This is a genomic window from Bacillus sp. C1, assembly GCF_054570475.1.
Window position 1 is genome coordinate 190,327 of the sequence record NZ_JBTMZT010000001.1, and the last position, 25,793, is coordinate 216,119.

A 25,793-nucleotide genomic window follows, 5' to 3' on the forward strand; every position below is an offset into this window, starting at 1 on the left:
CTTAGGGAAATGCTTCATAGAATATATAATATTTGCCAGACTTCGTTTAAGTTTGTATGCTTAAGCGAGGTCCCTTTTTTCTTTTGTGGGAAGAAAAAATAGGAAATTTGCAATTGTAAAGAGTCTCTGCAATTGCATCAAGGTGTATTGTAATATAAAATAGTTGAACAGGAGTTTAATTTATTATGGAGGTGCTATGTCTAGTATGAATACGAACGAAAGAATTGTGCCCCTCCTACCATTAAGAGGCGTTCTCGTATATCCAACGATGGTTCTGCATCTTGATGTAGGACGTGATAAATCGATACAAGCACTAGAGCAGGCAGCAATGGATGAAAATATCATCTTTTTAGCAATGCAAAAAGAAATGAATATCGATGATCCGAAAGAAGATGACATATATAGTGTGGGTACAGTAGCGAAAGTAAAGCAGATGCTAAAACTGCCAAACGGTACGCTTCGTGTCCTTGTAGAAGGTTTACATAGAGCAGAAATTGTAGAATTTATGGAAGAAGAACATGCAATACAAGTTTCTATTCAAACAGTAACAGAGGAAGAAGAAGGCGATTTAGAAGAAAAGGCGTTAATGCGCACGTTACTTGAACACTTTGAGCAATACATTAAAGTTTCGAAAAAGGTATCGAGTGAAACCTTTGCAACAGTAGCAGATGTGGAGGAACCTGGTCGTCTAGCTGATTTGATTTCTTCTCATTTACCGATTAAGACAAAACAAAAGCAAGAAATTTTAGAGATTAGATCAGCAAAAGAAAGATTGCATACACTTATTTCCATTATTCAAGATGAACAGGAACTACTTAGTTTAGAAAAGAAAATTGGACAAAAAGTGAAACGTTCGATGGAACGCACGCAAAAAGAATATTTCTTGCGCGAACAAATGAAGGCGATCCAAATAGAACTTGGTGATAAAGAAGGTAAAGGCGGCGAAGTGGAAGAACTTCGTGGAAAAATCGAAGAGGCAGGAATGCCGGAAGAAACGAAGAAGGCTGCCTTGAAAGAATTAGATCGCTATGAAAAGTTGCCAGTAAGTTCGGCAGAGAGCGGTGTGATTCGTAATTACCTGGATTGGTTATTAGCGCTTCCGTGGACAGAAGCAACAGAAGATATGATTAACTTAGTACATTCTGAAACCATTTTAAATAGAGATCATTACGGTCTTGAGAAAGTGAAAGAGCGTGTGCTAGAGTATTTAGCTGTTCAAAAGTTAACCAACTCTCTAAAGGGACCAATTCTTTGTTTAGTAGGACCTCCAGGTGTCGGAAAAACATCTTTAGCGCGTTCGATTGCAACATCGCTAAATCGTAATTTTGTCCGCGTTTCACTTGGTGGTGTACGTGACGAATCTGAAATTCGTGGTCACCGTCGTACATATGTAGGAGCAATGCCGGGGCGTATTATTCAAGGGATGAAAAAAGCGAAAACAATCAATCCAGTCTTTTTATTAGATGAGATTGATAAGATGTCCAATGATTTTCGCGGCGATCCATCTGCGGCGTTACTTGAAGTACTAGACCCAGAACAAAACCATAACTTTAGCGATCATTATATTGAAGAGCCTTATGATTTATCAAAAGTAATGTTTGTTGCAACTGCAAACACACTTGCAAGCATTCCAGGTCCGCTTCTTGATCGGATGGAGATTATTTCAATCGCGGGTTATACAGAGATTGAAAAAGTACATATTGCCCGGGAGCATTTAGTACCGAAGCAATTAACAGAACATGGCTTGCGAAAAGGAAATTTACAAATTCGTGATGAGGCGCTGCTTGAAATGATTCGCTACTATACGCGCGAAGCTGGTGTTCGTACGTTAGAACGACAAATTGCAAAGATTTGTCGTAAAGCAGCAAAAATCATTGTTACAGAAGAGCGTAAACGTATTATTGTAACGGAAAAAAATATTACTGACTTACTCGGTAAACAGATATTCCGTTACGGGCAAGCTGAAACGAAAGATCAAGTTGGAATGGCAACTGGTTTAGCGTACACAGCTGCTGGTGGTGATACGCTTGCAATTGAAGTATCTGTGTCACCAGGAAAAGGAAAATTAATTTTAACAGGGAAACTTGGGGATGTTATGAAAGAATCCGCACAAGCTGCGTTTAGTTATATTCGTTCTCGTGCAGAAGAGCTTCATATCGATTCAGATTTCCATGAGAAGAATGATATTCATATCCATGTTCCAGAAGGAGCAGTTCCAAAAGATGGTCCATCAGCTGGTATTACGATAGCAACGGCACTTATTTCCGCATTAACAGGTGTACCTGTAAGTAAGGAAGTAGGAATGACAGGTGAAATTACGCTGCGTGGCCGTGTATTACCAATCGGTGGTTTGAAAGAAAAAACATTAAGTGCTCACCGCGCGGGATTAAAGAAAATTATTTTGCCGGCAGAAAATGAAAAAGATTTAGATGATATTCCAGAAAGCGTAAAAGAAAACCTTACGTTTGTGCCTGTGTCTCATTTAGACGAAGTATTGGAGCACGCATTAGTAGGAGTGAAATAATGAAAGTAACAAAAGCAGATATTGTCATTAGTGCTGTTAAACCAGAACAATATCCAGATGGTGACTTACCAGAAATTGCATTAGCAGGTCGTTCTAATGTTGGGAAGTCTTCCTTTATTAATAAAATTTTAAATCGTAAAAAGTTAGTGCGTATTTCTTCTAAACCAGGAAAAACGCAAACATTGAATTTTTTCTTAATCAATGAAATGATGCACTTTGTCGATGTGCCTGGTTATGGATATGCGAAAGTATCCAAAACAGAGCGAGCGGCATGGGGAAGAATGATTGAAACATACTTTACAACGCGCGAGCAGTTGGATGCAGCTGTATTAGTAGTGGACTTACGTCATTCGCCAACAAAAGACGATGTGATGATGTATGACTTCCTTAAGCATTATGAAATCCCAACGATTATTATCGCAACGAAAGCCGATAAAATTCCAAAAGGAAAATGGCAAAAGCATTTGAAAGTTGTGAAAGAAACGCTTGATATTGAACAAGGTGATGAAGTTGTTCTATTTTCATCAGAAACAGGTCTTGGAAAAGAAGAAGCGTGGAAAGCCATTCATAAATTTACAAAAACAAAAAACGCGTGACGATTCGTCGCGCGTTTTTTGTTTCTTACAGTATAAGTTCAAAAAGAATGATAAAGAAATATGGCAGCTATCTTTACCAGGTTTTTCGAATATCTTCCTACAGTACGTGTAATGTAACTTCAATATTTCCTCTAGTCGCTTTTGAATAGGGACATACACCATGTGCAGCTTCAACAAGCTCTTGTGCTTCATCATGAGAAACACCCGAAACGCGTACATCAAGTACAGCAGATAAGCCAAAACCACCATCCGTATCTTTCCCAATGGAAACGTGAGCTGTGACTTCTGTACTGTCTACTTTTATCCGTTTTGTACGAATAACTAGCTGCAGAGCGCTATCAAAGCATGCTGCGTAACCAGCTGCAAATAATTGTTCTGGGTTCGTTGCCACGCCGCCCATACCGCCTAATGCTTTGGGCATCTTTACATCAAGATTTAGGATGCCGTCTTCTGAAACCACTTTCCCATTTCTTCCACCTGTTGCAGTTACAGTTGCTGTATATAATTTTTCCATGTTTATTCCCCTTTTCTATCATTGATTGTTTTCATGGTTTCAATTAATTTATTTAATTGAATTAATAATGATCGATATTCTTGTTCTGTAATTCCTAAATTGGTAGCCATAGTTTTTGGCAATGAGCATGCTTTTTCTTTTAAAGTGTGTCCTTTTTCTGTTAGTTCAATGTACACTTTACGTTCATCTTCTTTAGAACGAACACGTTTAATGAAAGCTAATGTTTCCATGCGTTTTAACATAGGGGTTAATGTGCCAGAATCTAAAAATAGACGTTCACCAATTTCTTTTACAGTTACTCCATCTTGTTCCCAAAGTACTAATAATGTAATGTACTGCGGATACGTAATGCCCATTTCTTCTAAATAAGGCCGATAAAAGCGTGTTATCTCTTTCGAACAGGCATAAATAGAGAAGCAAAGTTGATTATCGAGATGTAAAGGATTCTCCTTCATGAGCATTCCTCCTTTTTAAATTGCGCACAATTTAATTTTGTAAAACCAATATATCGAAAAAAAGATGAGATGTCAAATGTATTTCACTGGGGAAAATTAGTGTGATGTTTCAGGTGAAAGAAGTTGTTACATTTTGGAACAATCATACATATTTTTCTGTATGATGAAAGAAGATAAATAAAGATAGCTTTCCAATTCTTATGGAATAGTTTCCATCACTTGATTCTGACAATTTTTTTTGGTAACGTACAAATAGAGTTATTATTTTATAATGATTATAAAGTGAAGTGTATATGCATTTTGATTTTCCGACATATAAGTTACTGATATGAAGGACAAAAGGTGACTGCTACTTATTTTGACTTGGCACGGAGCAGGAAGAGGATTTAAACGCTTCTATGCATGGCTTAAAGAGTAGGGGGTATATCGCTTTTAAATTTGTATTTATATAGTTAGACGGGTACCATATTTTCTACTATTTGTGAGAATTTGAAAAAAATTTTTTGATGTTCACACGATTGTCAGATTCATAAGAGGAAAGTTGTATTATGATAGTAAATAAGGTGATAAAACGGTTGAAGGGGGACATGCTGCGTGCATATTCTTGTTGTTGGTGTAAATTATCGAACAGCCCCTGTAGAATTTCGTGAGAAACTCACATTTCAGGCAGCAGAGTTAGAGAGGGCAATGACAACATTACAAAAGCAAAAGAGCGTGTTAGAGAATGTCATTGTATCAACGTGTAACCGCACAGAAATCTATGCTGTCGTCGATCAATTACACACGGGACGATATTACATTAAGAAATTTTTAGCTGATTGGTTTCAGCTTGAGATAGAAGAAGTTTCACCATACTTGTCTATTTTTGAGCAAGATGGTGCGATTGAACATCTATTCCGTGTAACGTGCGGATTAGATTCTATGGTAGTTGGAGAAACACAAATCTTAGGACAAATTCGAAATAGCTTCTTAGAGGCGCAAGAAGTGAAAACGACAGGCACAATTTTTAATGAATTGTTTAAACAAGTGATTACGTTAGCAAAGCGTGCCCACTCAGAAACAACAATTGGGGAAAGTGCAATGTCTGTTAGTTATGCTGCTGTTGAACTTGGAAAGAAAATTTTTGGTGATTTAGCAGATTGTCACGTTTTAATTCTTGGTGCTGGGAAAATGGGGGAACTTGCTCTGCAAAATTTATATGGAAGTGGGGCACGTAAAGTAACAGTAATGAACCGTACATTTACGAAAGCGGAAATCATGGCTGAGAAATATATGGGGCATGCAAAACCGTTAAGTGAATTGCAATGTGCCCTGTTAGAAGCGGATATTTTAATTAGTTCAACAGGAGCATCTGACTATGTAATTACAAAAGAAATGATGACACGAGTGGAGCGTATGCGCTCAGGTCGTCCGCTATTTATGGTGGATATTGCAGTGCCGCGTGATATTGATCCAGCAATCGATGAGCTAGAAGGTTCTTTCTTGTACGATATTGATGATTTGCAAGGTGTAGTAGAAGCGAATCGTGCTGAGCGTTTAAAAGAGGCGGAAAAAATTCAACTTATGATTGAAGAAGAAATCATTCTATTTAAATCATGGTTAAATACGCTTGGAGTTGTTCCGTTAATATCAGCTCTTCGCGACAAGGCGCTAGCAATTCAAGGTGAGACGATGCAAAGTCTTGAACGAAAAATTCCGACACTTAGTGATCGTGAAAGAAAAGTAATTAGTAAGCATACAAAGAGTATTATTAATCAAATGTTGAAAGATCCAATTTTAGTAGCAAAGGAATTGGCTACTGAAGAAGGTGCTGCAGAAAAATTAGCTTTATTTGCAAAGATTTTTGATTTAGAGATGCACGAAGAGAATGTGGAACATATAGAAGAACCGGAACAAAAACGAGTGTGGACAACATCCGTTCCATCTTTATAACCTGAAAGGATGATCGGATGGGCTTTTTAAATAATAGTATTATTTATCATATCGCAATTATTTTATATGCTTGTAGCATTAGTTTATATTTTATAGATTATTTCCAAAGTAACCGAAAGGCGAATCGAATTGCTTTTTGGTTACTTGCGATTGTATGGGTATTACAGTCTATTTTTATGTTACTTCGGGCTACAGAATCAGAAACGAATCCGATTTTAACATTATTGTCAGGAATTTATTTTTATGTGTGGCTATTAATTACAATGTCACTCGTAATCAATCGATTTATGCGCATTGACTTTTTAGTCTTTTTTACAAATGTTATTGCTTTTGGCGTAAGTGCTTTTTCTATTTTCACTCCGCTTGGAAAAATGTCGCCGGTACTTGCACATCAATTAGTTTCAGAACTTGTATATGTGCATGTAGGAATGGCGATTATTTCTTATGCAGCGTTTACAGTATCGTTTATTTTTTCCATTATGTATTTGCTGCAATATCGATTGTTAAAACAGAAAAAATGGAATGCGAGATTAAGACGACTAGGGAATTTACCAAAACTTGAGGCGATGTCATATGGATTAAATTTATTTTCTGTTCCGTTTTTCCTATTAGCAATTTTGCTTGGATGTATATGGGGATATACGAAACTAGATAATTTCCATTGGTATGACACGAAAGTAATCGGGTCTTTTGTTGTTTTATTTGTATATTGCATAGGTTTATATTTACGAGGGTCAGATATATTGCGAGGTAAGAAGATTGTAAATTGGAACATTGGAGCTTTTCTCGTTATGTTAATCAATATTTTTCTATTAAGCAGTTTATCCAATTTCCACTTTTGGTATTTATAATGGGGAGAGAAAATTATGCGCAAAATTATTGTAGGTTCAAGAAAAAGTAAGTTAGCATTAACGCAAACAAATTGGTTTATTGATCAGTTGAAAGCGCTTGGTTTACCGTATGAATTTGAAGTGAAGGAAATTGTTACAAAAGGTGATGTCATTTTAGATGTAACACTTTCGAAAGTAGGCGGGAAAGGTTTGTTTGTAAAAGAAATCGAACATGCACTGCTGACGAAAGAAATTGATATGGCTGTACATAGTATGAAAGATATGCCAGCTGTACTTCCGGATGGATTAACAATAGGATGTATACCAAAGCGTGTTGATCCACGTGATGCGTTTATCTCAAAAAATGGGGAATCATTTGAAGGGTTAGCAGAAGGTGCGGTTATTGGGACGAGTAGTTTAAGAAGAAGTGCCCAGCTGTTAGCTGCTAGACCGGATTTACAAGTGAAGTGGATTCGCGGGAATATTGATACGAGATTACGTAAATTAAAAGAAGAAAACTATGATGCAATTATTTTAGCAACAGCTGGATTACAAAGAATGGGCTGGGATAATGATGTGATTACAGAGCATTTAGATGAAACGTTATGTGTACCAGCTGTAGGACAAGGAGCTCTAGCGATTGAATGCCGCGGGGACGATAATGATTTATTACAATTATTATCACATATCAATGATGCTGTAACAGAGCGAACAGTGGCAGCTGAACGAGTATTTCTTCATAAACTTGAAGGGGGTTGCCAAGTTCCGATTGCTGGATATGCAACACTCGGGGAGAATAATGAAATTGAATTAACAGCGCTTGTTGGTTCTATGGATGGTTCAGTCTTGTTAAAAGAACGTGTTACGGGTTTAGATCCAAAGCAAGTCGGTTTAGAGGCAGCAAATCGTTTAATTCAGCAAGGAGCAAAAGAGCTCATTTTTGCGGCAAATAAGGAGCAACACTAATTATGACAGCTCTTGCTGGTAAAACGGTACTGATTACGCGTGCCCAGCATCAAGCAAAACAAATGAGTGCAGCGGTGAAAAAAGAGGGCGGAATTCCACTGGAAATTCCGCTTTTGCATATAGAAGGTGTATCTCAGCGGGTACTTCAAAATGTATCTCAGCAGCTGGACACATATGACTGGGTTATTTTTACGAGTAAAAATGGTGTAGCATTTTTTTTAGATGGTTTATGTAAAGGGATTCCCTCTACTGTTCGCATTGCTGCAGTAGGGGTGAAAACAGGGCAAGAATTAGAAAAACGAGGTTATGAGGTTCATTTTATTCCAACGGATTTTGTGGCAGAAACTTTCGCTAAAGAATTTGTAGCAAAATTAACCGGGACGGAACGGATTTTATTTCCAAAAGGGAATTTAGCTAGAGATATTATTCCAAATGCACTTCATGAGCTTGGTGTGTTTTTAGAAGAGTTGGTTGTGTACGAAACGAACACAAATGATGAGAAGCAGCAAGAGCTCATTACGAATTTAAAACTAGGTAAGATAGATGTTGTTACATTTACAAGTCCTTCTACCGTTACAAGTTTTGTGAAATTACTTGAGGGAACAAACTGGAGAGAATGGATAAAAAAATGTACAATTGCTTGTATAGGACCGATAACAGCGCAAGAGGCAAGACGTTATTTTGCTGATGTAATCGTTCCAAAAGAATATACAGTAGAAGCATTAATACAATGCATTTTAATATATATAAATACAAATTGAAAAAATAGCATAAAACCATTCTTTTTAGGTGGGAGAGAGCATCCGGCCATGCATAGAAGCGGTCAGCCCCTCTTCCTGCCTCATGCCAAGTTAAAACAAAGAGAGAAAATGAGTGTAATTCACTTTTTGTTCTTCATAGCAGTGGGGTATGTGTCGAAAAATCAAAATGAATTTATATATAATCAAAATGCATAATTTAAATAAAAGAATGGGAGATAGAAATCTATGAATTCTTTACAGTTTAATCGTCATCGTCGTTTAAGACAAAGCGGAAGTATGCGTGCACTTGTACGTGAAACATATTTACATACAGAAGATTTTATTTACCCTATTTTTGTATTAGAAGGAGAGAATGTGCGTAACGAAGTTCCTTCTATGCCAAATGTATATCAAATCTCTTTAGATTTATTGCAAGCTGAGATGCAAGAAGTAGTAGATTTAGGTATTCGTTCTGTTATTGTATTTGGCCTACCTGCTGAAAAAGATGAAGTCGGATCTTCCGCATTTTGTGAGCATGGCATTGTCCAACGCGCAATTAAACAAATTAAAGAACAGTTCCCTGAATTAGTAGTCGTTGCAGATACATGTTTATGTCAATATACAAGCCATGGACATTGCGGCGTTATTGAGGACGGAATTATTTTAAATGATGAATCGTTAGAAATTCTTGCTAAAACAGCAGTGAGCCAAGCGAAAGCTGGTGCGGATATTATTGCCCCATCTAACATGATGGATGGATTTGTAACGGGTATTCGTCATGCGTTAGACGAAAATGGTTTTGCACACGTACCGGTTATGTCATACGCTGTGAAATACTCATCTGCCTTTTACGGTCCATTCCGCGATGCAGCGCATGGTGCACCACAATTCGGTGATCGTAAAACATATCAAATGGATCCAGCAAACCGTATAGAAGCATTCCGTGAAGCGGAATCAGATGTAATGGAAGGAGCAGATTTCTTAATTGTAAAACCAGCCCTTTCTTATTTAGATATTATTCGTGATGTGAAAAATAGTTTTAACTTACCAATTGTTGCATATAACGTGAGTGGAGAATATTCGATGATTAAGGCAGCAGCGCAAAATGGTTGGATTAATGAAAAAGATATTGTACTTGAGAAACTATTAAGCATGAAACGTGCAGGAGCAGATTTAATTATTACGTATCATGCGAAAGATGCAGCACGATGGTTACAAGAAGGAGGCGCACAATAATGAAAAAGTTTGATAAGTCGATTGAAGCATTTGAAAAAGCACAAGATTTAATGCCTGGTGGCGTAAACAGCCCTGTTCGCGCTTTTAAATCTGTCGGTATGAACCCGCTTTTCATGGAACGCGGAAAAGGTTCTAAAGTTTATGATATTGATGGGAATGAATATATCGATTATGTATTATCATGGGGACCACTGATTCATGGGCATGCAAATGACCGTGTGGTAGAATCATTAAAGGCTGTTGCTGAAAAAGGAACAAGCTTTGGTGCGCCAACAGAAATTGAAAATAAATTAGCGCAGCTTGTAATTGAGCGTGTGCCATCAATTGAGATTGTACGTATGGTAAACTCCGGTACAGAGGCAACGATGAGTGCCCTTCGTTTAGCACGCGGTTATACTGGTCGTAATAAAATTTTGAAATTTGAAGGCTGCTACCATGGACATGGTGACTCATTATTAATTAAAGCTGGATCTGGTGTTGCAACGCTCGGTTTACCAGATAGCCCTGGTGTCCCAGAAGGTGTAGCGAAAAATACAATTACAGTAGCGTATAACGATTTAGAGAGCGTAAAATATGCTTTCGAACAATTTGGTGATGACATCGCATGTGTGATCGTCGAACCAGTAGCTGGAAATATGGGGGTTGTACCACCTCAGCCAGGATTTTTAGAAGGGCTTCGCGAAGTGACAGAGAAAAATGGTGCCTTGCTTATCTTTGATGAAGTAATGACAGGGTTCCGCGTTGCTTATAACTGCGGGCAAGGGTATTACGGTGTAACACCTGACATAACTTGTTTAGGGAAAGTAATCGGCGGAGGGCTACCAGTAGGAGCATACGGTGGTAAAGCGGAAATTATGCGCCAAGTTGCACCAAGCGGACCAATCTATCAGGCGGGTACATTATCAGGTAATCCTTTAGCGATGACGGCGGGTTATGAAACATTAGTCCAATTAACGCCAGAGTGTTACGAAGAGTTTGAGCGTAAAGCTGAAATGTTAGAAAATGGGCTGCGTAAAGCGGCTGAAAAACACGGTATCCCGCACCATATTAACCGGGCGGGTTCTATGATAGGTATATTCTTTACGAATGAATCAGTTATTAATTATGATGCAGCGAAAACTTCAAATTTAGAGTTTTTCGCAGCTTATTATCGTGAAATGGTAGAGCAAGGGGTATTTTTACCACCTTCGCAATTTGAAGGCCTTTTCTTATCAACAGCACACAGTGATACTGATATTGAAGCAACAATTGCAGCGGCAGAAATGGCAATGTCAAAATTAAAGGCATAAAGTAAAAAAAGGTTGTCAGGAGAGTTCTGACAACCTTTTTTTGTTGTGTCACCTATCGTCGAAGTACCGATAGGTGATGTCGAATGTTCAACATATGAAAAAATGCTGATATGAAAGACTTGAGTAGGAAGCTCATATGTGTAGTTCGATTTTTTACTCATAAAATGACTCCCATGCACATAAATCTGTAATGACATACAGTTTGGGAGGGGGAAAAGAAGTGGCAACAGATCATTCATTACGTTTTTCATTAAAAGAATCAGTTTGGTTCCAAAAAGGACAGGAAGTCGAAGAACTTTTGTCAATTTCGTTAGATCCAGACGTTGAGATAGAAGAACTTGAATACGAGGTGATTGTGAGAGGGCAATTGGATTTAACGGGAGAATATGTTGCAAGGAAAGATGATTCCACGTTTTCACTAAGAGAGTTATCTCCAGCGAAATCCATTGATTATGTAGAAACGAGAGAAGATGGTGTAAACGAACTTGTACACTCTTTTCCGTTAGAAATTTCGATTCCGCGAAATCGAGTGAAACAAGTTGAAGAATTGTATGTTTCTATTGAGGAATTTGATTATGAATTAAAGGAAAACGGCTGCTTGCAATTATTAGCAGACGTATCAATCTCTGGTTTATGTGAGAATGAGAGATTACAAAATGAAGTATACGAAGAAGAAATTGAAGGAGATCCAGAAAACACAGTAGTGGATGAATATGCTTTACCAGTGGAAGAAGAAGTCACAGCTCATACAGAATCAGACGGATGGGAAGATTATGCATTTGAACCGTTTCAATTAGAAGAACGTAAAGAACGAGAGGTAGAAGAGGAAGAAGAGGAAGAAGAGAAGGAACATCTGTTAGAAGAGTATGAAGAAGAACGAGAAGAAAAAGAAACGACACCACAATTTGAATTATTCGGTCGAAAGGATTTTAAGAAACAGCAAACAGAGAAAGTACCGGAAGAGCAAGAGGAAACAACGTACTCACAGCGAGATGAAAATGCATTATACTTAACAAAATTATTTACGAAAGAGCCGGAAGAAGAGTTTACGAAATTACGGATGTATTTTGTGCAAGAAGGGGATACAATTGAATCGGTTGCGGAGCGATATGAAACGTCTATCCAGCATATACATCGTGTGAATCAAACAGAAGACGTATATTTAACTGCAGGACAAATTATATATATACCGGTGTCAAAAGCAAAGACAAAGTGAGTGGAGAATTTTCTCCACTTATCTCTTTTTTGTCATTTTAGTTTTGCTATTTGCAGGTAGTAAGACTCCCACTTCAAAATTCAGCGACAGCAAAGAAGTTAGGTGAGAGTCGGGCTGCCCGTAAAAGCCCGATTCGTGAAGACTAATAATCAGCGGGTGATGAAGAACCTCCCACTGATTAAAGTTTCATTTTATCTTACGCTTTTGAATGAGAAAGGATCATTCGTATGGATATAGAATTGCGAAATCGTTATACACCAATCGTACAGCGGTATCAATTGGATGTCCAACATATGGAAGAGCACGGTAGTGTCATAAAAATTTATACAAATCAAGGTCCATATGCATTAAAAAAATTACCATCTCATCGATTGCAGCGAAATAATTTAGTGTATCATGTTCAGTTTTTACGTGAAAAAGGATTTACACATTATGCACCCATTTATCATGCGATAGATGGAAATCACATTTTGAACGATGAAACATATAGTTACTATTTAATGCCTTGGCTAGAGCGAGCAGAAGGCGGCGGAGAGGATAATGATCAATATCATAAAATGCTTCAGACGCTAGCGCTACTTCATCAAAGGACGGTAAAGGAAGAGACCTATACGGAAGAAGTGTTAGAGAAGCATTATACAAATATTTCAGACCGATGGGAGAAAGATGGTGAGTTTTTAGAACGATTTCTTGTGGAATCTGAGGCGAAATGGTATATGTCTCCGTTTGAATTACAGTATTGTACGTATTTTCATCATGTGATGAGAGCTCGTGAATTTGCAACGAAACAGTTTTCGGAGTGGCATGAAGCGATGAAAGAAAAAGAAAAAACACGAGTGTCTTTTATCCATGGCAACGTATCGATGAATCATTTTTTATTCGATTATGAACGAAACGGTTATTTTATTAGTTTAGAAAAGTCGGGGTTTGCCACACCAGTTCAAGATCTTGTTCGCTTTTATTCCCGTTCATTGAACACATATCCAATTGCGAGAAGCGATCGTTTTGAATGGTATCAGGTATATCAGAAGAATTTTCCATTTACAAAAGAAGAACAACTCCTTATGTTTACGTACTTAACATACCCATCCTCATTTATTCAGCAAGTTCAATCTTATGCAAGTAAAGGGCAAAGCCGAGGAGAAAAGAAAGAACTTCAAGGTGTAAAAACAATGCAGCAAGCGCATTGGCTTGTAAGTAATGTAGAATATTTTATTTCACAATTACAAGCAGCGCAGCAAGGGAATGAAGGATAGTCGTAGCCTCAAGTATTATTGAGGCTACGGCTGAAAATGCAAACGAATCGTTGCGACAACAAAGATAATAAGGATGATAAAGTCTAAAAAGGTCGGAAGTAGCAACGTGCGAATTCCTTGGAAAATCGTAAGGGGAATTGCAAAATCGGAAAATATTGTTTGTAAATTTCTAACCCATGAAGGGGTTGAAAAATTATAAGTGCGTCTGTACCGTCGCATAATAATTCCTCCATACTAAAGTGAGTAATCGTAACAAGTGAAGAGGTAATATTACAATATGCCGGGTAAGTACCTAATGTGCTTGTGCCCTTTTTGTATAGATTGTAATAAAACCGGTTAAGCTGATTGACGATAGTATATGTTTATGAGGAAAGTATAGAAAGTAGTGGGGATGAAAATTATTTTTATCTTGACGAATGTAGTTTCGTTTTTTACACTATTGTATATAATAGCTAACAATTATATAAATGCATTGAAGGGGAAGAGTATAACATTAAACGTCTGCAGAGAGGAGAATTAGTAGCTGTGAGATTCTCTAGATAGTCATGTTAGAAGGTAGCCCTGGAGCATCTTTTCTGAACGGAGTCATTCTCATTAGGAAAAGACGGATCTGTCCGTTATCAAATTAAGAGTATAAGCAAATTTTGAATTTGTTTGTAAATAAAGGTGGTACCACGATGTCCCTCGTCCTTTTTGGATGAGGGACATTTTTTATTTTAAGGAGGGAAAATAATGTCAAATACGGAAAAGAATTTAGCGACTAAATATGATCATATGTCCGTGGAAGAAGGTCTTTATAAATGGTGGCTTGATGGCAAATATTTCGAAGCAAAAGGAGATGCGGAAAAACAACCGTATACAATCGTAATTCCGCCTCCAAACGTAACGGGTAAGTTACACTTAGGTCATGCGTGGGATACAACACTTCAAGATATTTTAACACGCACAAAACGTATGCAAGGGTACGATGTATTATGGCTTCCTGGTATGGACCATGCAGGTATCGCAACACAAGCGAAAGTAGAAGGAAAGCTTCGTGAAGAAGGGATTTCACGTTACGACCTTGGCCGTGAGAAATTTCTTGAAAAAGCATGGGAATGGAAAGAAGAATATGCTTCTCACATTCGCGAGCAATGGGGAAAAGTTGGTTTAGGACTAGACTACTCTCGTGAACGCTTTACATTAGATGAAGGTTTATCTGATGCGGTTAATAAAGTATTCGTTCAACTATACGAAAAAGGTTTAATTTACCGCGGTGAGTATATTATTAACTGGGATCCAGCGACACGTACTGCATTATCTGATATTGAAGTAATTCATAAAGATGTACAAGGTGCATTCTATCATATGAATTACCCATTAACAGATGGTTCTGGTCACATTCGCCTTGCGACAACTCGTCCAGAGACAATGCTTGGTGATACAGCAGTAGCAGTTCACCCAGAAGATGAGCGCTATAAACATTTAATCGGAAAAACAGTTACACTTCCAATCGTAGGTCGTGAAATTCCAATTATCGCTGACGAATACGTAGAAAAAGACTTTGGAACAGGTGTTGTAAAAATTACACCAGCTCATGATCCGAACGACTTTGAAGTAGGTAACCGTCATGATTTACCGCGCATTCTTGTAATGAACGAAGATGGTACAATGAATGAAAAAGCTGGTAAATACAGTGGCATGGACCGTTTTGAATGCCGTAAAGAGTTAGTAAAAGACTTGCAAGAAGCAGGTGTATTAGTAGAAATCGAGCCTCATATGCATTCTGTTGGTCATAGTGAACGTAGCGGAGCAGTTGTAGAGCCTTATTTATCAACGCAATGGTTCGTAAAAATGGCACCACTTGCAGAAAAGGCTGTTGCGCTGCAACAAAAAGAAGAAGAAAAAGTAACGTTCGTACCAGAGCGTTTTGAAAACACATATTTACGCTGGATGGAAAATATTCACGATTGGTGTATTTCTCGCCAATTATGGTGGGGACATCGCATACCAGCTTGGTATCATAAAGAAACTGGTGAAGTGTACGTAGGTACAGAAGCACCAGCAGATATTGAAAATTGGAATCAAGATAACGATGTACTTGATACATGGTTTAGTTCAGCATTATGGCCGTTCTCAACACTTGGTTGGCCAAATGAAGATGCAGAAGACTTCAAACGTTACTATTCAACAGACGCGCTTGTAACTGGTTATGATATTATCTTCTTCTGGGTATCTCGTATGATTTTCCAAGGTTTAGAGTTTACAGGAGAGCGTCCATTTAAAGATGTATTAATTCACGGTTTAGTTCGTGATGAGCAAGGACGTAAAATGAGTAAGTCTCTTGGTAACGGTATTGATCCGATGGATGTTATTGAAAAGTACGGTGCAGATGCAATGCGTTTCTTCTTATCAACAGGAAGTGCACCAGGCCAAGATTTACGCTTTAGCATGGAGAAAGTAGAATCTACTTGGAACTTCATCAATAAGATTTGGAACGCTTCACGATTCGTATTAATGAATATGGATGACATGAAGTATGAAGATATCGACTTAACTGGTGAAAAGTCAGTTGCAGATAAGTGGATTTTAACTCGCCTAAATGAAACGATTGAAAGTGTAACGCGTAACATGGATAAATATGAATTTGGTGAAGTTGGTCGTGCATTATACAACTTCATTTGGGATGATTTCTGTGATTGGTACATTGAAATGGCAAAACTGCCATTATACGGTGAAGATGAAGCAGCGAAGAAAACAACTCGTTCTATTTTAGCGTACGTACTAGATCAAACGATGCGTTTATTACACCCATTTATGCCATTTGTAACAGAGAAAATTTGGCAGCACTTACCTCATGAAGGCGAGTCTATTACAGTAGCAGCGTGGCCAACAGTTCGCGAAGATTTACAAGACAAAGAAGCAGCAGCAGAAATGCACCTTCTAGTTGATATCATTCGCTCTGTTCGTAACATTCGTGCTGAAGTAAATACGCCAATGAGTAAAAAAGTTCAATTGCAAATTAAAGCAAAAGATGAAGTGGTACTAGCACAGCTTACGAAAAACAGTTCTTACATTGAGCGTTTCTGTAATCCAAGTGAATTAACAATCGAGACGGATTTACAAGCGTCAGAAAAAGCGATGACTGCAATTGTATCAGGTGCAGAATTATTCTTACCGTTAGCTGATCTTATCAATCTTGATGAAGAGAAAGCGCGCCTTGAAAAAGAACTTGAGAAGTTTGATAAAGAGGTAGAGCGTGTACAGAAGAAACTTTCAAACCAAGGTTTCGTAGCAAAAGCTCCTGCAGCAGTTATTGAAGGAGAGCGTGCGAAAGAGCAAGATTACTTAGAAAAACGTGAAGCAGTTCGTCAACGTTTAGCTGATCTTCAAAAATAAAAATCATTTTTAAGGGACTCACTATATTGGTGAGTCTCTTTTCTTTGCGTATAATAGAATCAAGAAGTTTGTCTTTTGAAAGGGGAATGCATACGTGGTACTTACATACGAAGAAGCAATTGACTGGATTCATAGCCGATTAAAGTTTGGAATTAAACCAGGATTAGAAAGAATGGAATGGATGCTAGAGGAACTTGGGAATCCCGAGCATCATATAAAATGCATTCATCTTGCAGGAACAAATGGAAAAGGTTCCACGTTAACATATATGCGGTATATGCTGGAAGCGGAAAGGTATAAAGTTGGTACATTTACATCTCCATACATTGAAACATTCAATGAGCGGATTAGTGTAAATGGAATAGCAATTACAGATGAAGAGATTACTGAGCTTGTAAATTTGGTTAAACCAGTTGTAGAAAAATTAGATAAAACGAACTTAGGAGAAGCAACGGAATTTGAAATCATTACAGTAATGGCAATCTGTTATTTTGGTAAAGTCAACTTCTGTGATATCGTCTTGTTTGAAACAGGGCTTGGCGGCCGTTATGATTCTACAAATGTTGTTCATCCTGTATTGACGTTGATTACAAATATTGGTCATGATCATATGCATATTTTAGGGAATACGTTAGGAGAAATTGCGTATGAAAAAGCAGGGATTATTAAGTCAGGGGTTCCAGTTATTACGGGGGTACAAGATGAGGAAGCACTTGAGGTGATTCGAAAAGTTGCTAAAGAAAAAAATGCAAACCTTTATGAACTCGGAAAGCAATTTACAGCAGCGCATCAGCGTTCTAGTCAAGAGGGAGAGTATTTTGATTTTTCTTGTCCGTTTTCTTCTTTTGAGGAAGTTCGGATTTCAATGAAAGGAAGTCATCAAGTTGGAAATGCAGCACTAGCATTGATGGGGGTTATGTATCTTAAAATATACGTATCATTCTTAATGGAGGAAAAGCAAATTCGCTTAGGGTTAAGTGAAGCATACTGGATTGGAAGATTTGAACGAATGCAAAGTAATCCGGATGTAATTATTGATGGTGCTCATAATCCGGAAGGGATTATGAGTCTTGTGAAAACAGTAGAGACTCATTACAATGATAAAAACGTTATTGTGTTATTTACTGCTCTTGGTGATAAGCAACTAGAAAATATGGTAGGACAATTAGAAACAGTTGCAGATGAAATGATTTTTACAACATTCACATTTGATCGTGCGATCCCGGCTAAGGAGCTTGCTGCTTATTCAAATAAGGAGAAAAAGCAAATTTTTGAGAATTGGAAAGAAGCAATTGATGCGAAAATAAACAACCTGCAAGAAAGGGATGTGTTCATTATCACAGGCTCCCTTTATTTCATTTCAGAGGTTCGAAAATATATTCGTGAAAAAAACTAGGGCAGCATGTCCTAGTTTTTTTGTTCTACAAATGAAGTCAAATGCATACATATAAGATAACAATATGCAACAATTTGACGAATCCCTCTGACAGATATCTCGTTTTTTTATGTAGTGAGTATGTTATGATGCGGACAATGATAAGAGGTGAGGGGTGAGGGTATGGACAAGCAATCACGAACAATCTCAGTTAAAGTAAACGGAACGGAAGCGAAGTATGAGGAAAAGAAGCAACAAAAAGAAGAGTTTGACTGGATGGTAGTTGATAGCGAGGCGTCACAAAATGTAGTGCCATTTCAAAAGAATAAGCTACCATCTATTCAGCGGCAACGGAAGAAGTGGAATAATATACTTATCTTTACAGTTGCTACTGCCATAATCATTGGTACAGTGTTAGGGATGGGAATGCTTCACTTGTTAACGGGACAAGGTACGGTTCGGGAAGCTACGAGAACAAGTGGAGAACAGAATAATCAATCAGAGCAAAAAGAAGTGACGGCTGAAGAGGAAAAAGTAGAAAAAACGAAAGGAGGGAACGCTGCTGCTTTAGAACCAATTACTTTATATTTTGTGCAAGGCGGTCTCTATTCCTCTGAAGAAACAGGAAGAGCAGCTATTCAAGAGTGGAAAGATAAGGGCATTGTAGCAGCTATTAAACCGAATAATGATAAGTATTCCCTTGTAGTTGGAATTTCTAATAACGAGCAATCTGTGGACCAATTAGTCGGACAATATAAAAAGGACGGCGTATCAGTTTTGAAAAAGAAATGGGAAATTACAGATCAGGCATTGCTAAAAAACGATAAAGAATTTGGTCCATTGCTCAATAAATTACAACCATTATACATTCACTTTGTAAAGCACTTGGCTAGTATAGAATCTGGAAGTAAAAGCGATCCGAAAGAGATAGAAGTGATTGGAAAAGGATGGAAGGAGATTGAAAAAGAAGAAAAATCCATTAAAGATGAGGAGGTAAAAAAAATATATACGTATGCATCAGTAGCTGCGCAAACAATAAAAGAACAAAAGGCCGATAAAGAAGTAGTAGCGAAATTGAATCAAGTGATCATTGATGGCTTGATTTCTTATGAAAAAGTTGTTTCGCAAAAAGCAAAAGAGTAGAATAATGGAGTAAAAAGAAAGAAGTGCCGATACTTCTTTCTTTTCTTTGGGATTATATATAAATTCAAATTAAAAAACTAACATCAAACCATTTTTTTAGATGGATGAGAGCATCCGGCCATGGATAGAAGTGGTCAGTGCCTTTTTTAGCCCCATTCCATGTGAAAACAGAAGGAGAAAATGAGTGGAGGTCTCTGTCTGTTCTTCATAACCATAATGTATCTGTTAGAAAATCAAATTGGATTTATATATTTGAGAGCAAATTGTTGTTTTGGTGTACAGAATGAAGTCGTATGCAAACGGAAGCAGCCATTTTCCAAAAAGAAAATGATATTTTTTTGAATTTGAGGGAAAGATATTCATTTGATACGATCAAGCTATATGGTTCTGTGATACACAAGAAAGGAAAGGGAAACATATGAAAAAACTGATTTTAGCATCTGGATCACCGCGCCGTAAGGAATTACTTAAACTCGCGGATGTACCATTTGAAATTGTTGTAAGTGAAATAGAAGAAACAATCGGTGCATATTCATCACCTGCTGATATTGTGATGTCACTTGCTTTGCAAAAAGCATCTGCTGTAGCAGAAAATTATGGTGAATGTTTAGTATTAGGTGCAGATACAATTGTTACGTATGAATCGCGCATTCTTGGAAAACCTGCGAGTGAGGCGGAAGCAAAGGAAATGCTGCAATTATTGTCAGGAAAAACACATGAAGTATATACCGGTGTTGCGCTCATTTCAAAAGAAAAAACAGTCACTTTCTATGAACGTACAGAAGTTACATTTTGGGAATTAACAGATGAAGAAATTGATACGTATATTGGGACGAAAGAACCACTTGATAAGGCAGGAAGTTATGGCATTCAAGGGAAAGGTTCTATCTTTGTTCAGCATATTCAAGGAGATTATTACAGTGTAGTAGGTTTACCAATTGCACGTCTTGTTCGCGAGTTAAAGCAGTTCGATAATGATGCATCCCATGCTTAACATTGCATGGGTTTTCTTTGCGAAAAACGAAAAAAAGGAGTGAAAATATGAACGGTATTCGTGATGTTTTAAAAGAAGAACAACCACGGGAACGTTTATTAGTAGAAGGAGCAAGTAATTTATCGAATCGGGAACTTCTTGCGGTGCTACTTAGAACCGGTTCTAAGGAAGAAACTGTGCTAACATTAGCTGATCAAATTTTATATCATTTTGACGGATTACGCATGTTAAAAGATGCTACAATAGAAGAGATAACAAGCATTCATGGTGTAGGAGTAGCAAAGGCATCTCAGCTAATTGCTGCTTTTGAACTCGGAAGAAGAATGGTGCGTTTAGAGTACCAAAATCGCTATAGCATTCGAAGTCCAGAGGATTGTGCACGTTACATGATGGAAGAGATGCGTTTTTTACAGCAAGAGCACTTTGTTTGTTTATATTTAAATACGAAAAATCAAGTGATGCATCGCCAAACTGTGTTTATTGGAAGTCTAAATGCCTCCATTGTGCACCCCCGCGAGGTGTTCAAAGAAGCTTTTCGCCGCGCGGCAGCCTCTATTATATGTCTGCATAACCATCCTTCAGGTGTGCGCCTGCAAGGTGCGTAATTTTAGCGTTTTCTTAGAAAACTAGAACTCCTTACAATGTTCTATGGTCAGCATCTTACCTTGAGGGGAAACCCATAGAGGGAACATAGCATGATGTGAAAAGGAGAAAAGATGACCAAACTATCTAATGTCGAGTCGGTTCTTCAGACCAAGTGATGTATGGTAAAAGCTACACTGCTTGAATCCTAGACGAATGAGCGGTGGGTGCGCCGTTGTCTACGATAGTTAACAGGCAATGAGGACAAAATGGGAGACATACCTCCGCTATGTCTGCTGGGTATCGCCTGAGCCCTGTCCATAGTAAGGTTTGTCCTTCAATCCTCCACTAGAGGAAACCGTCGAAAGGGATACCTAACCATCACGTATCTAAAATTATGTCATAATGCAGGGATTACCTAAGTGCAAGCGCCAATTGGCTATTAGACATAGGTCTATGAAAATTGCATACGGTAACGGAGTCTCCATAGTACTCAACGTTTGCTTGTAATGAGTTTAGCAGGGGGAAGGGAGACAGGTTGATGTGAACGTCAATGAGAAAGGAGTCATGAATATGGCAATAAATCCATTTCATCAGTTGGACGTTATAAGGAAAGCTTCTCAAAATGGTAAAACAATAACGGATTGTTACCGTCTCATGTATAAAAGAGAACTATGGATTAAAGCATACGCAAAGCTATATCCGAATGCTGGGAATCTAACAAAAGGAACGTCTGAAGAAACAATCGATGGTTTTAGCTTACAAAAGATTGATGAAATCATTGAACAACTCAAGAATGGGGCGTTTCGTTTTGCACCTGTAAGAAGAGTTTATATTCCAAAAGCAAATGGTAAAAAGAGACCTCTAGGAGTTCCTAATTTTAAAGATAAGTTGGTACAGGAAGTAATGAGAATGATTTTGGAAAATGTTTATGAACCAACATTCTCAGATAACTCTCATGGATTTAGAGAAGGGAGAAGCTGTCACACAGCATTATCCCAAATCAAGAACACATGGAAGGGGTTAACATGGTGTATAGAAGGAGACATAAAAGGCTTCTTCGACCATATTGACCATTCTGTACTATTAAATCTTATCTCAAAAAGAATTAATGACCATCGTTTCCTTCTACTTATTCACAATGCACTTGCAAGTGGTGTCATGGAGAACTGGATTTATCAAAAAACATACAGCGGTACACCACAGGGCGGTATTATCTCACCCTTATTAGCCAATATCTATCTTCATGAGTTCGACGTATTTTTGGAAAAGAAAATGAAGAATTTTGATCAAGGAAAATTAAGGGCGAGAAATAAAGAATACACTAAAATACGCTCGGAAATCCGTTCGCTTTCCCGAAAAGTCAAAAGCTTAGATGACAGAAACGGACATCGATTATGGGAAGGCAGAGAGAAAATAACAGAAACTATCGCAGAGTTAAAGCGCAAACAGATTGTTATCCCCTCTGTCAATCCTATGGATAATGACTATCAAAGAATGAAGTATGTTCGTTATGCTGATGATTTTGTAATAGGGATAGCTGGTTCCAAAGATAGTGCAATGAATATAAAAGAAACGATAAAGAATTTTCTAAAACAAGAACTGCACCTTGAATTAAGTGAAGAAAAAACACTTATCACCCACTTGGAGAATCCAATTTCCTTTCTTGGATATGAATTTCGTAAGTGGGATGAAATGAAAGTGACTAGGGTCTTGTATAAAAACCATAAACATCCTTTAAAAAAGAGGACTCTCTCAGGAGCAATTAAGTTGGAAATTCCCAAAAAGAAAATGAAAGAATTTGCTATAAAAAACGGATATGGTAATCTTGATAATTTCAAAATTATACATCGAGCAAAGCTTATTAACAATTCAGAGTTAGAGATTCTGTATACCTATAACGCTGAACTGCGAGGAATTGCAAACTACTACAAGCTAGCGAATAATTACCATCATTTAGATAAGTTGTTTTATTTAGCAGAGAGTAGTTTCATTAAAACCATAGCTAATAAACGTAGAAGTACCTCAATGAAAGTGGCTACAAGCATGAGAACCCACAAACAAGGAGTACTTTGTCTAGTAAGAAAAGATAAACATGGCAATGAAAAACTTTATCAGTTTGTGGAATTAAAAGACCTGCCTAAACATAAGGGTGCGATTAAAGCTGATACACCAGAAATAGATTCATATGTGAACACAATGAAATATTCTGGGCGAACAGATTTTGAAAAGCGTTTATTGGCAAATAAATGTGAAGCGTGCGGTGCAACAGAAGGTCAGATGGAAGTTCATCACATTAGAAAGCTAAAGGACTTGAAAAAGAAACGAAATTTAAAGTATTTGGACGAGATTATGATTGAACGACAAAGGAAAACTATCGTCCTATGCTTTAAATGCCATCATGACCATCATGAGAAGCAAAATCCGATTAGTCAACTGGCGAGCCGTATACAGTGAAAGCTGTACGTACGGTTCTGAGGGGGGGACTATGAAACCTGCTTTGGGGACAAAGTAAGGCGCATGCTCCCTACCCTACGACCCGACGCCGAGTCGTGAAGATATTGAAGTGACAAAACGATTAGTAGAATGCGGAAGGATTATTGGAATTGAAGTTCTTGATCACATTATTATAGGTGACCATAAATTCGTAAGTTTAAAAGAAAAAGGTCATATTTAAGACTATTCTTTTTACTTATTTTGTTTTATAATGTGATTTATGAGTTTTTTGTAGGCATTCGCTTACAATAAAGGATAGAAAGTATAAAAACGTACTGTTTTATTATAAATATAAAGTAAGAAAATGAGTCCGTGGAAATGAGAAAGGAAGATAGATAACATGTTTGGATTTGGTGGTTTTACTCGTGATCTTGGAATTGATTTAGGAACAGCGAATACGCTTGTATATGTAAAAGGAAAAGGTGTGGTGTTACGCGAACCTTCAGTTGTAGCACTACAAACAGATTCAAAACAAATCGTTGCAGTTGGTAGCGATGCGAAACAAATGATTGGTCGTACACCAGGAAACGTAGTAGCTCTTCGTCCTATGAAAGACGGTGTAATCGCTGACTATGAAACGACAGCGACAATGATGAAATACTATATTCAACAAGCACAAAAATCAAATGGATTTTTCTCTCGTAAGCCTTATGTAATGGTTTGTGTACCATCTGGTATTACGGCTGTAGAAAGACGTGCAGTAATCGATGCAACTCGTCAAGCAGGCGCGCGCGATGCATATCCAATCGAAGAACCATTTGCAGCAGCAATCGGTGCAAACTTACCTGTTTGGGAACCAACTGGTAGCATGGTTGTTGATATCGGTGGTGGTACAACAGAAGTTGCTATTATTTCTTTAGGTGGGATTGTAACAAGTCAATCTGTTCGTGTTGCCGGTGATGATATGGATGATTCTATCATTCAATACATTAAGAAGAACTACAACTTAATGATTGGGGAAAGAACAGCGGAAGCACTAAAAATGGAAATCGGATCTGCTGGTGACCCAGAAGGTGTTGAACCAATGGAAATCCGTGGTCGTGATTTAGTAAGTGGTTTACCAAAAACAGTATTAATTAAACCTGAAGAGATTGCAGATGCACTAAAAGATACAGTAGAGGCAATTGTTGAATCAGTGAAAAATACATTAGAAAAAACGCCGCCGGAATTAGCAGCGGATATTATGGACCGTGGAATTGTGTTAACAGGCGGTGGTGCGTTACTTCGCAACTTGGACAAAGTAATTAGTGAAGAAACGAAAATGCCAGTTCTTGTTGCAGAAAACCCACTTGATTGCGTAGCAATTGGAACAGGTAAAGCTTTAGATAATATCGACCTTTTCAAAACTGCTCGATAATATTTCAAAATAAAAATAAAAATAAAAATCAATGAAGTTAAGAGGGTGTGAACGTGCCACAGTTTTTCTTAAACAAAAGATTAATTGTTTTGCTAGTTAGTATTATTCTTCTTGTGGCATTGATTGGAATCTCATTGAAAGAACGGAACAATCTAACATGGCCAGAGCAGTTTGTAAAAGATACTGTCGGTGTTGTAGAACGTGTATTCCAAAAGCCAGCGAATTATGTTGCCGGATTCTTTGAAAATGTAGAAGATGTAAAGCGCACGTATGAAGAAAACAAAACATTAAAAGAAAAATTAGATAAGTATGCGGAGTTATCCGTGAAAGTAAAAGATTTAGAAAAAGATAATGCGAAACTTCGCGAAACGATTGATAAAAAAGATTCTCTTCGTGACTATAAGCCAATTCAAGCTACAGTGATTGCACGAAATCCGGACAAGTGGTATGACTTAATCGGAATTGATAGAGGTGCACAACAAGGAATTGAGAAGGATATGGCCGTTATGACTTCCAAAGGGTTAGTCGGACGAGTGAAAAGTGTATCTCAATTTACATCAACTGTAGAATTATTAAGTTCACTGAATCGAACAAATCGTATTTCTGCTGTAGTAGAAGGACAAGAGCGTATTTTTGGATTAATTGAAGGATACGACAAGGAAAAACAAACGCTTGTTTTCACAAAAATTCCATCTGATGTAAAAGTAGAAAAAGATCAAACCGTTGTAACATCAGGGTTAAGTGATATTTTCCCGAAAGGATTAGTGATTGGGAAAGTTGTAGATGTTGCACCAGATGAATACGGATTAACACAAACAGCTTACGTAAAACCTGCTGCGGATTTAAATGATGTAGACCATGTTATGGTTACAAAACGAGTTATGCCCTCAGCGGCGTTAGAACAGTAAGGGGGA

20 protein-coding genes, 2 pseudogenes and 1 other annotated feature are annotated in these 25,793 nt (G+C 37.7%); of the genes and pseudogenes, 19 read left to right on the forward strand and 3 right to left on the reverse strand.

The window, feature by feature from the left end:
* The first annotated feature begins 196 nt into the window (after window positions 1–196).
* Both lon and ysxC read left to right on the forward strand, forming a co-directional pair.
* Window positions 197–2,524, forward strand: coding sequence for an endopeptidase La (lon, locus tag ACX5JI_RS00995; protein ID WP_459499252.1), 2,328 nt, complete (start codon window positions 197–199; stop codon window positions 2,522–2,524).
* Complete coding sequence (ysxC, locus tag ACX5JI_RS01000; RefSeq protein ID WP_459499253.1) at window positions 2,524–3,120, forward strand: ribosome biogenesis GTP-binding protein YsxC; 597 nt, start codon at window positions 2,524–2,526, stop codon at window positions 3,118–3,120. Before lon ends, ysxC begins: the two co-directional genes overlap by 1 nt.
* A gap of 97 nt (window positions 3,121–3,217) precedes the next feature.
* Here the strand turns inward: ysxC and ACX5JI_RS01005 are convergent, their stop codons facing one another.
* Together ACX5JI_RS01005 and ACX5JI_RS01010 are read right to left on the reverse strand one after the other, a co-directional pair.
* Window positions 3,218–3,634, reverse strand: coding sequence for an organic hydroperoxide resistance protein (locus ACX5JI_RS01005; protein WP_459499254.1), 417 nt, complete (start codon window positions 3,632–3,634; stop codon window positions 3,218–3,220).
* Window positions 3,635–3,636: 2 nt separating this feature from the next.
* Complete coding sequence (locus tag ACX5JI_RS01010) at window positions 3,637–4,089, reverse strand: MarR family winged helix-turn-helix transcriptional regulator (RefSeq protein ID WP_459499255.1); 453 nt, start codon at window positions 4,087–4,089, stop codon at window positions 3,637–3,639.
* Window positions 4,090–4,683: 594 nt separating this feature from the next.
* Here ACX5JI_RS01010 and hemA point away from each other — a divergent pair.
* From hemA to ysxE, 8 genes are all read left to right on the forward strand, one after another.
* Window positions 4,684–6,021: a glutamyl-tRNA reductase gene (hemA, locus tag ACX5JI_RS01015; RefSeq protein ID WP_459499256.1), complete on the forward strand. Its 1,338-nt coding sequence runs from the start codon at window positions 4,684–4,686 to the stop codon at window positions 6,019–6,021.
* A 17-nt stretch (window positions 6,022–6,038) separates the two neighbouring features.
* The gene (locus ACX5JI_RS01020) at window positions 6,039–6,872 is read left to right on the forward strand and encodes a cytochrome c biogenesis protein (protein ID WP_459499257.1); all 834 of its coding nucleotides are present in this window, start codon (window positions 6,039–6,041) and stop codon (window positions 6,870–6,872) included.
* Between the two features lie 15 nt (window positions 6,873–6,887).
* The gene (gene hemC, locus ACX5JI_RS01025) at window positions 6,888–7,817 is read left to right on the forward strand and encodes a hydroxymethylbilane synthase (RefSeq protein ID WP_459499258.1); all 930 of its coding nucleotides are present in this window, start codon (window positions 6,888–6,890) and stop codon (window positions 7,815–7,817) included.
* A 2-nt stretch (window positions 7,818–7,819) separates the two neighbouring features.
* Window positions 7,820–8,578: a uroporphyrinogen-III synthase gene (gene hemD, locus ACX5JI_RS01030; protein WP_459499259.1), complete on the forward strand. Its 759-nt coding sequence runs from the start codon at window positions 7,820–7,822 to the stop codon at window positions 8,576–8,578.
* 225 nt (window positions 8,579–8,803) lie between these two features.
* A complete protein-coding gene (gene hemB, locus ACX5JI_RS01035) occupies window positions 8,804–9,793 on the forward strand; it encodes a porphobilinogen synthase (RefSeq protein ID WP_459499260.1) in 990 nt (329 codons plus the stop codon).
* Window positions 9,793–11,082, forward strand: coding sequence for a glutamate-1-semialdehyde 2,1-aminomutase (gene hemL / locus ACX5JI_RS01040; RefSeq protein ID WP_459499261.1), 1,290 nt, complete (start codon window positions 9,793–9,795; stop codon window positions 11,080–11,082). The genes hemB and hemL overlap by 1 nt, the downstream gene beginning before the upstream one ends.
* 190 nt (window positions 11,083–11,272) lie before the next feature.
* The gene (gene spoVID / locus ACX5JI_RS01045; protein WP_459499262.1) at window positions 11,273–12,298 is read left to right on the forward strand and encodes a stage VI sporulation protein D; all 1,026 of its coding nucleotides are present in this window, start codon (window positions 11,273–11,275) and stop codon (window positions 12,296–12,298) included.
* A gap of 227 nt (window positions 12,299–12,525) precedes the next feature.
* On the forward strand, window positions 12,526–13,554 hold the full coding sequence (ysxE, locus tag ACX5JI_RS01050; RefSeq protein WP_459499263.1) for a spore coat protein YsxE: 1,029 nt from the start codon (window positions 12,526–12,528) through the stop codon (window positions 13,552–13,554).
* Between the two features lie 24 nt (window positions 13,555–13,578).
* Here the strand turns inward: ysxE and ACX5JI_RS01055 are convergent, their stop codons facing one another.
* A complete protein-coding gene (locus ACX5JI_RS01055) occupies window positions 13,579–13,773 on the reverse strand; it encodes a YszA family small membrane protein (RefSeq protein WP_098491261.1) in 195 nt (64 codons plus the stop codon).
* Window positions 13,774–14,017: 244 nt separating this feature from the next.
* Window positions 14,018–14,249, forward strand: a binding site (T-box leader).
* A 37-nt stretch (window positions 14,250–14,286) separates the two neighbouring features.
* On the opposite strand from ACX5JI_RS01055, the gene ACX5JI_RS01060 reads away from it, so the two are divergent.
* The 9 genes and pseudogenes from ACX5JI_RS01060 to mreC all read left to right on the forward strand — a co-directional run bounded on the left by ACX5JI_RS01060 (window position 14,287) and on the right by mreC (window position 25,787).
* The gene (locus ACX5JI_RS01060; RefSeq protein ID WP_459499264.1) at window positions 14,287–16,932 is read left to right on the forward strand and encodes a valine--tRNA ligase; all 2,646 of its coding nucleotides are present in this window, start codon (window positions 14,287–14,289) and stop codon (window positions 16,930–16,932) included.
* Between the two features lie 94 nt (window positions 16,933–17,026).
* Window positions 17,027–18,328: a bifunctional folylpolyglutamate synthase/dihydrofolate synthase gene (locus tag ACX5JI_RS01065; protein WP_459499265.1), complete on the forward strand. Its 1,302-nt coding sequence runs from the start codon at window positions 17,027–17,029 to the stop codon at window positions 18,326–18,328.
* Between the two features lie 162 nt (window positions 18,329–18,490).
* Entirely contained in the window at window positions 18,491–19,450 is a 960-nt protein-coding gene (locus ACX5JI_RS01070; protein WP_459499266.1) for a stage II sporulation protein B, read from the forward strand.
* A 418-nt stretch (window positions 19,451–19,868) separates the two neighbouring features.
* Window positions 19,869–20,444 carry a Maf family protein gene (locus ACX5JI_RS01075; protein WP_459499267.1) on the forward strand — a complete coding sequence of 192 codons (576 nt, stop codon included), beginning with the start codon at window positions 19,869–19,871 and terminating at the stop codon, window positions 20,442–20,444.
* 47 nt (window positions 20,445–20,491) lie between these two features.
* A pseudogene (gene radC / locus ACX5JI_RS01080) lies at window positions 20,492–21,028 on the forward strand (RadC family protein); the annotation flags it as partial.
* 571 nt (window positions 21,029–21,599) lie between these two features.
* The gene (locus ACX5JI_RS01085) at window positions 21,600–23,483 is read left to right on the forward strand and encodes a reverse transcriptase/maturase family protein (RefSeq protein WP_459499268.1); all 1,884 of its coding nucleotides are present in this window, start codon (window positions 21,600–21,602) and stop codon (window positions 23,481–23,483) included.
* A 79-nt stretch (window positions 23,484–23,562) separates the two neighbouring features.
* Window positions 23,563–23,703: pseudogene (locus ACX5JI_RS01090) on the forward strand (JAB domain-containing protein); the annotation flags it as partial.
* A 159-nt stretch (window positions 23,704–23,862) separates the two neighbouring features.
* Window positions 23,863–24,879 (forward strand): cell shape-determining protein MreB, encoded by a 1,017-nt coding sequence (gene mreB / locus ACX5JI_RS01095; protein ID WP_459499269.1) that lies wholly within the window; start codon window positions 23,863–23,865, stop codon window positions 24,877–24,879.
* A 53-nt stretch (window positions 24,880–24,932) separates the two neighbouring features.
* On the forward strand, window positions 24,933–25,787 hold the full coding sequence (gene mreC, locus ACX5JI_RS01100) for a rod shape-determining protein MreC (protein WP_459499270.1): 855 nt from the start codon (window positions 24,933–24,935) through the stop codon (window positions 25,785–25,787).
* The last annotated feature ends 6 nt before the right edge of the window (window positions 25,788–25,793 follow it).

What these genes read in the sequence shown, in the direction of transcription:
- lon (WP_459499252.1), top strand. Translation starts at nt 197, where the DNA reads ATGTCTAGTATGAATACGAACGAAAGAATTGTGCCCCTCCTACCATTA.
- ysxC (WP_459499253.1), top strand. Translation starts at nt 2,524, where the DNA reads ATGAAAGTAACAAAAGCAGATATTGTCATTAGTGCTGTTAAACCAGAA.
- ACX5JI_RS01005 (WP_459499254.1), bottom strand. Translation starts at nt 3,634, where the DNA reads ATGGAAAAATTATATACAGCAACTGTAACTGCAACAGGTGGAAGAAAT.
- ACX5JI_RS01010 (WP_459499255.1), bottom strand. Translation starts at nt 4,089, where the DNA reads ATGAAGGAGAATCCTTTACATCTCGATAATCAACTTTGCTTCTCTATT.
- ACX5JI_RS01020 (WP_459499257.1), top strand. Translation starts at nt 6,039, where the DNA reads ATGGGCTTTTTAAATAATAGTATTATTTATCATATCGCAATTATTTTA.
- hemC (WP_459499258.1), top strand. Translation starts at nt 6,888, where the DNA reads ATGCGCAAAATTATTGTAGGTTCAAGAAAAAGTAAGTTAGCATTAACG.
- hemD (WP_459499259.1), top strand. Translation starts at nt 7,820, where the DNA reads ATGACAGCTCTTGCTGGTAAAACGGTACTGATTACGCGTGCCCAGCAT.
- hemB (WP_459499260.1), top strand. Translation starts at nt 8,804, where the DNA reads ATGAATTCTTTACAGTTTAATCGTCATCGTCGTTTAAGACAAAGCGGA.
- hemL (WP_459499261.1), top strand. Translation starts at nt 9,793, where the DNA reads ATGAAAAAGTTTGATAAGTCGATTGAAGCATTTGAAAAAGCACAAGAT.
- spoVID (WP_459499262.1), top strand. Translation starts at nt 11,273, where the DNA reads ATGACATACAGTTTGGGAGGGGGAAAAGAAGTGGCAACAGATCATTCA.
- ysxE (WP_459499263.1), top strand. Translation starts at nt 12,526, where the DNA reads ATGGATATAGAATTGCGAAATCGTTATACACCAATCGTACAGCGGTAT.
- ACX5JI_RS01055 (WP_098491261.1), bottom strand. Translation starts at nt 13,773, where the DNA reads ATGCGACGGTACAGACGCACTTATAATTTTTCAACCCCTTCATGGGTT.
- ACX5JI_RS01060 (WP_459499264.1), top strand. Translation starts at nt 14,287, where the DNA reads ATGTCAAATACGGAAAAGAATTTAGCGACTAAATATGATCATATGTCC.
- ACX5JI_RS01070 (WP_459499266.1), top strand. Translation starts at nt 18,491, where the DNA reads ATGGACAAGCAATCACGAACAATCTCAGTTAAAGTAAACGGAACGGAA.
- ACX5JI_RS01075 (WP_459499267.1), top strand. Translation starts at nt 19,869, where the DNA reads ATGAAAAAACTGATTTTAGCATCTGGATCACCGCGCCGTAAGGAATTA.
- ACX5JI_RS01085 (WP_459499268.1), top strand. Translation starts at nt 21,600, where the DNA reads ATGGCAATAAATCCATTTCATCAGTTGGACGTTATAAGGAAAGCTTCT.
- mreB (WP_459499269.1), top strand. Translation starts at nt 23,863, where the DNA reads ATGTTTGGATTTGGTGGTTTTACTCGTGATCTTGGAATTGATTTAGGA.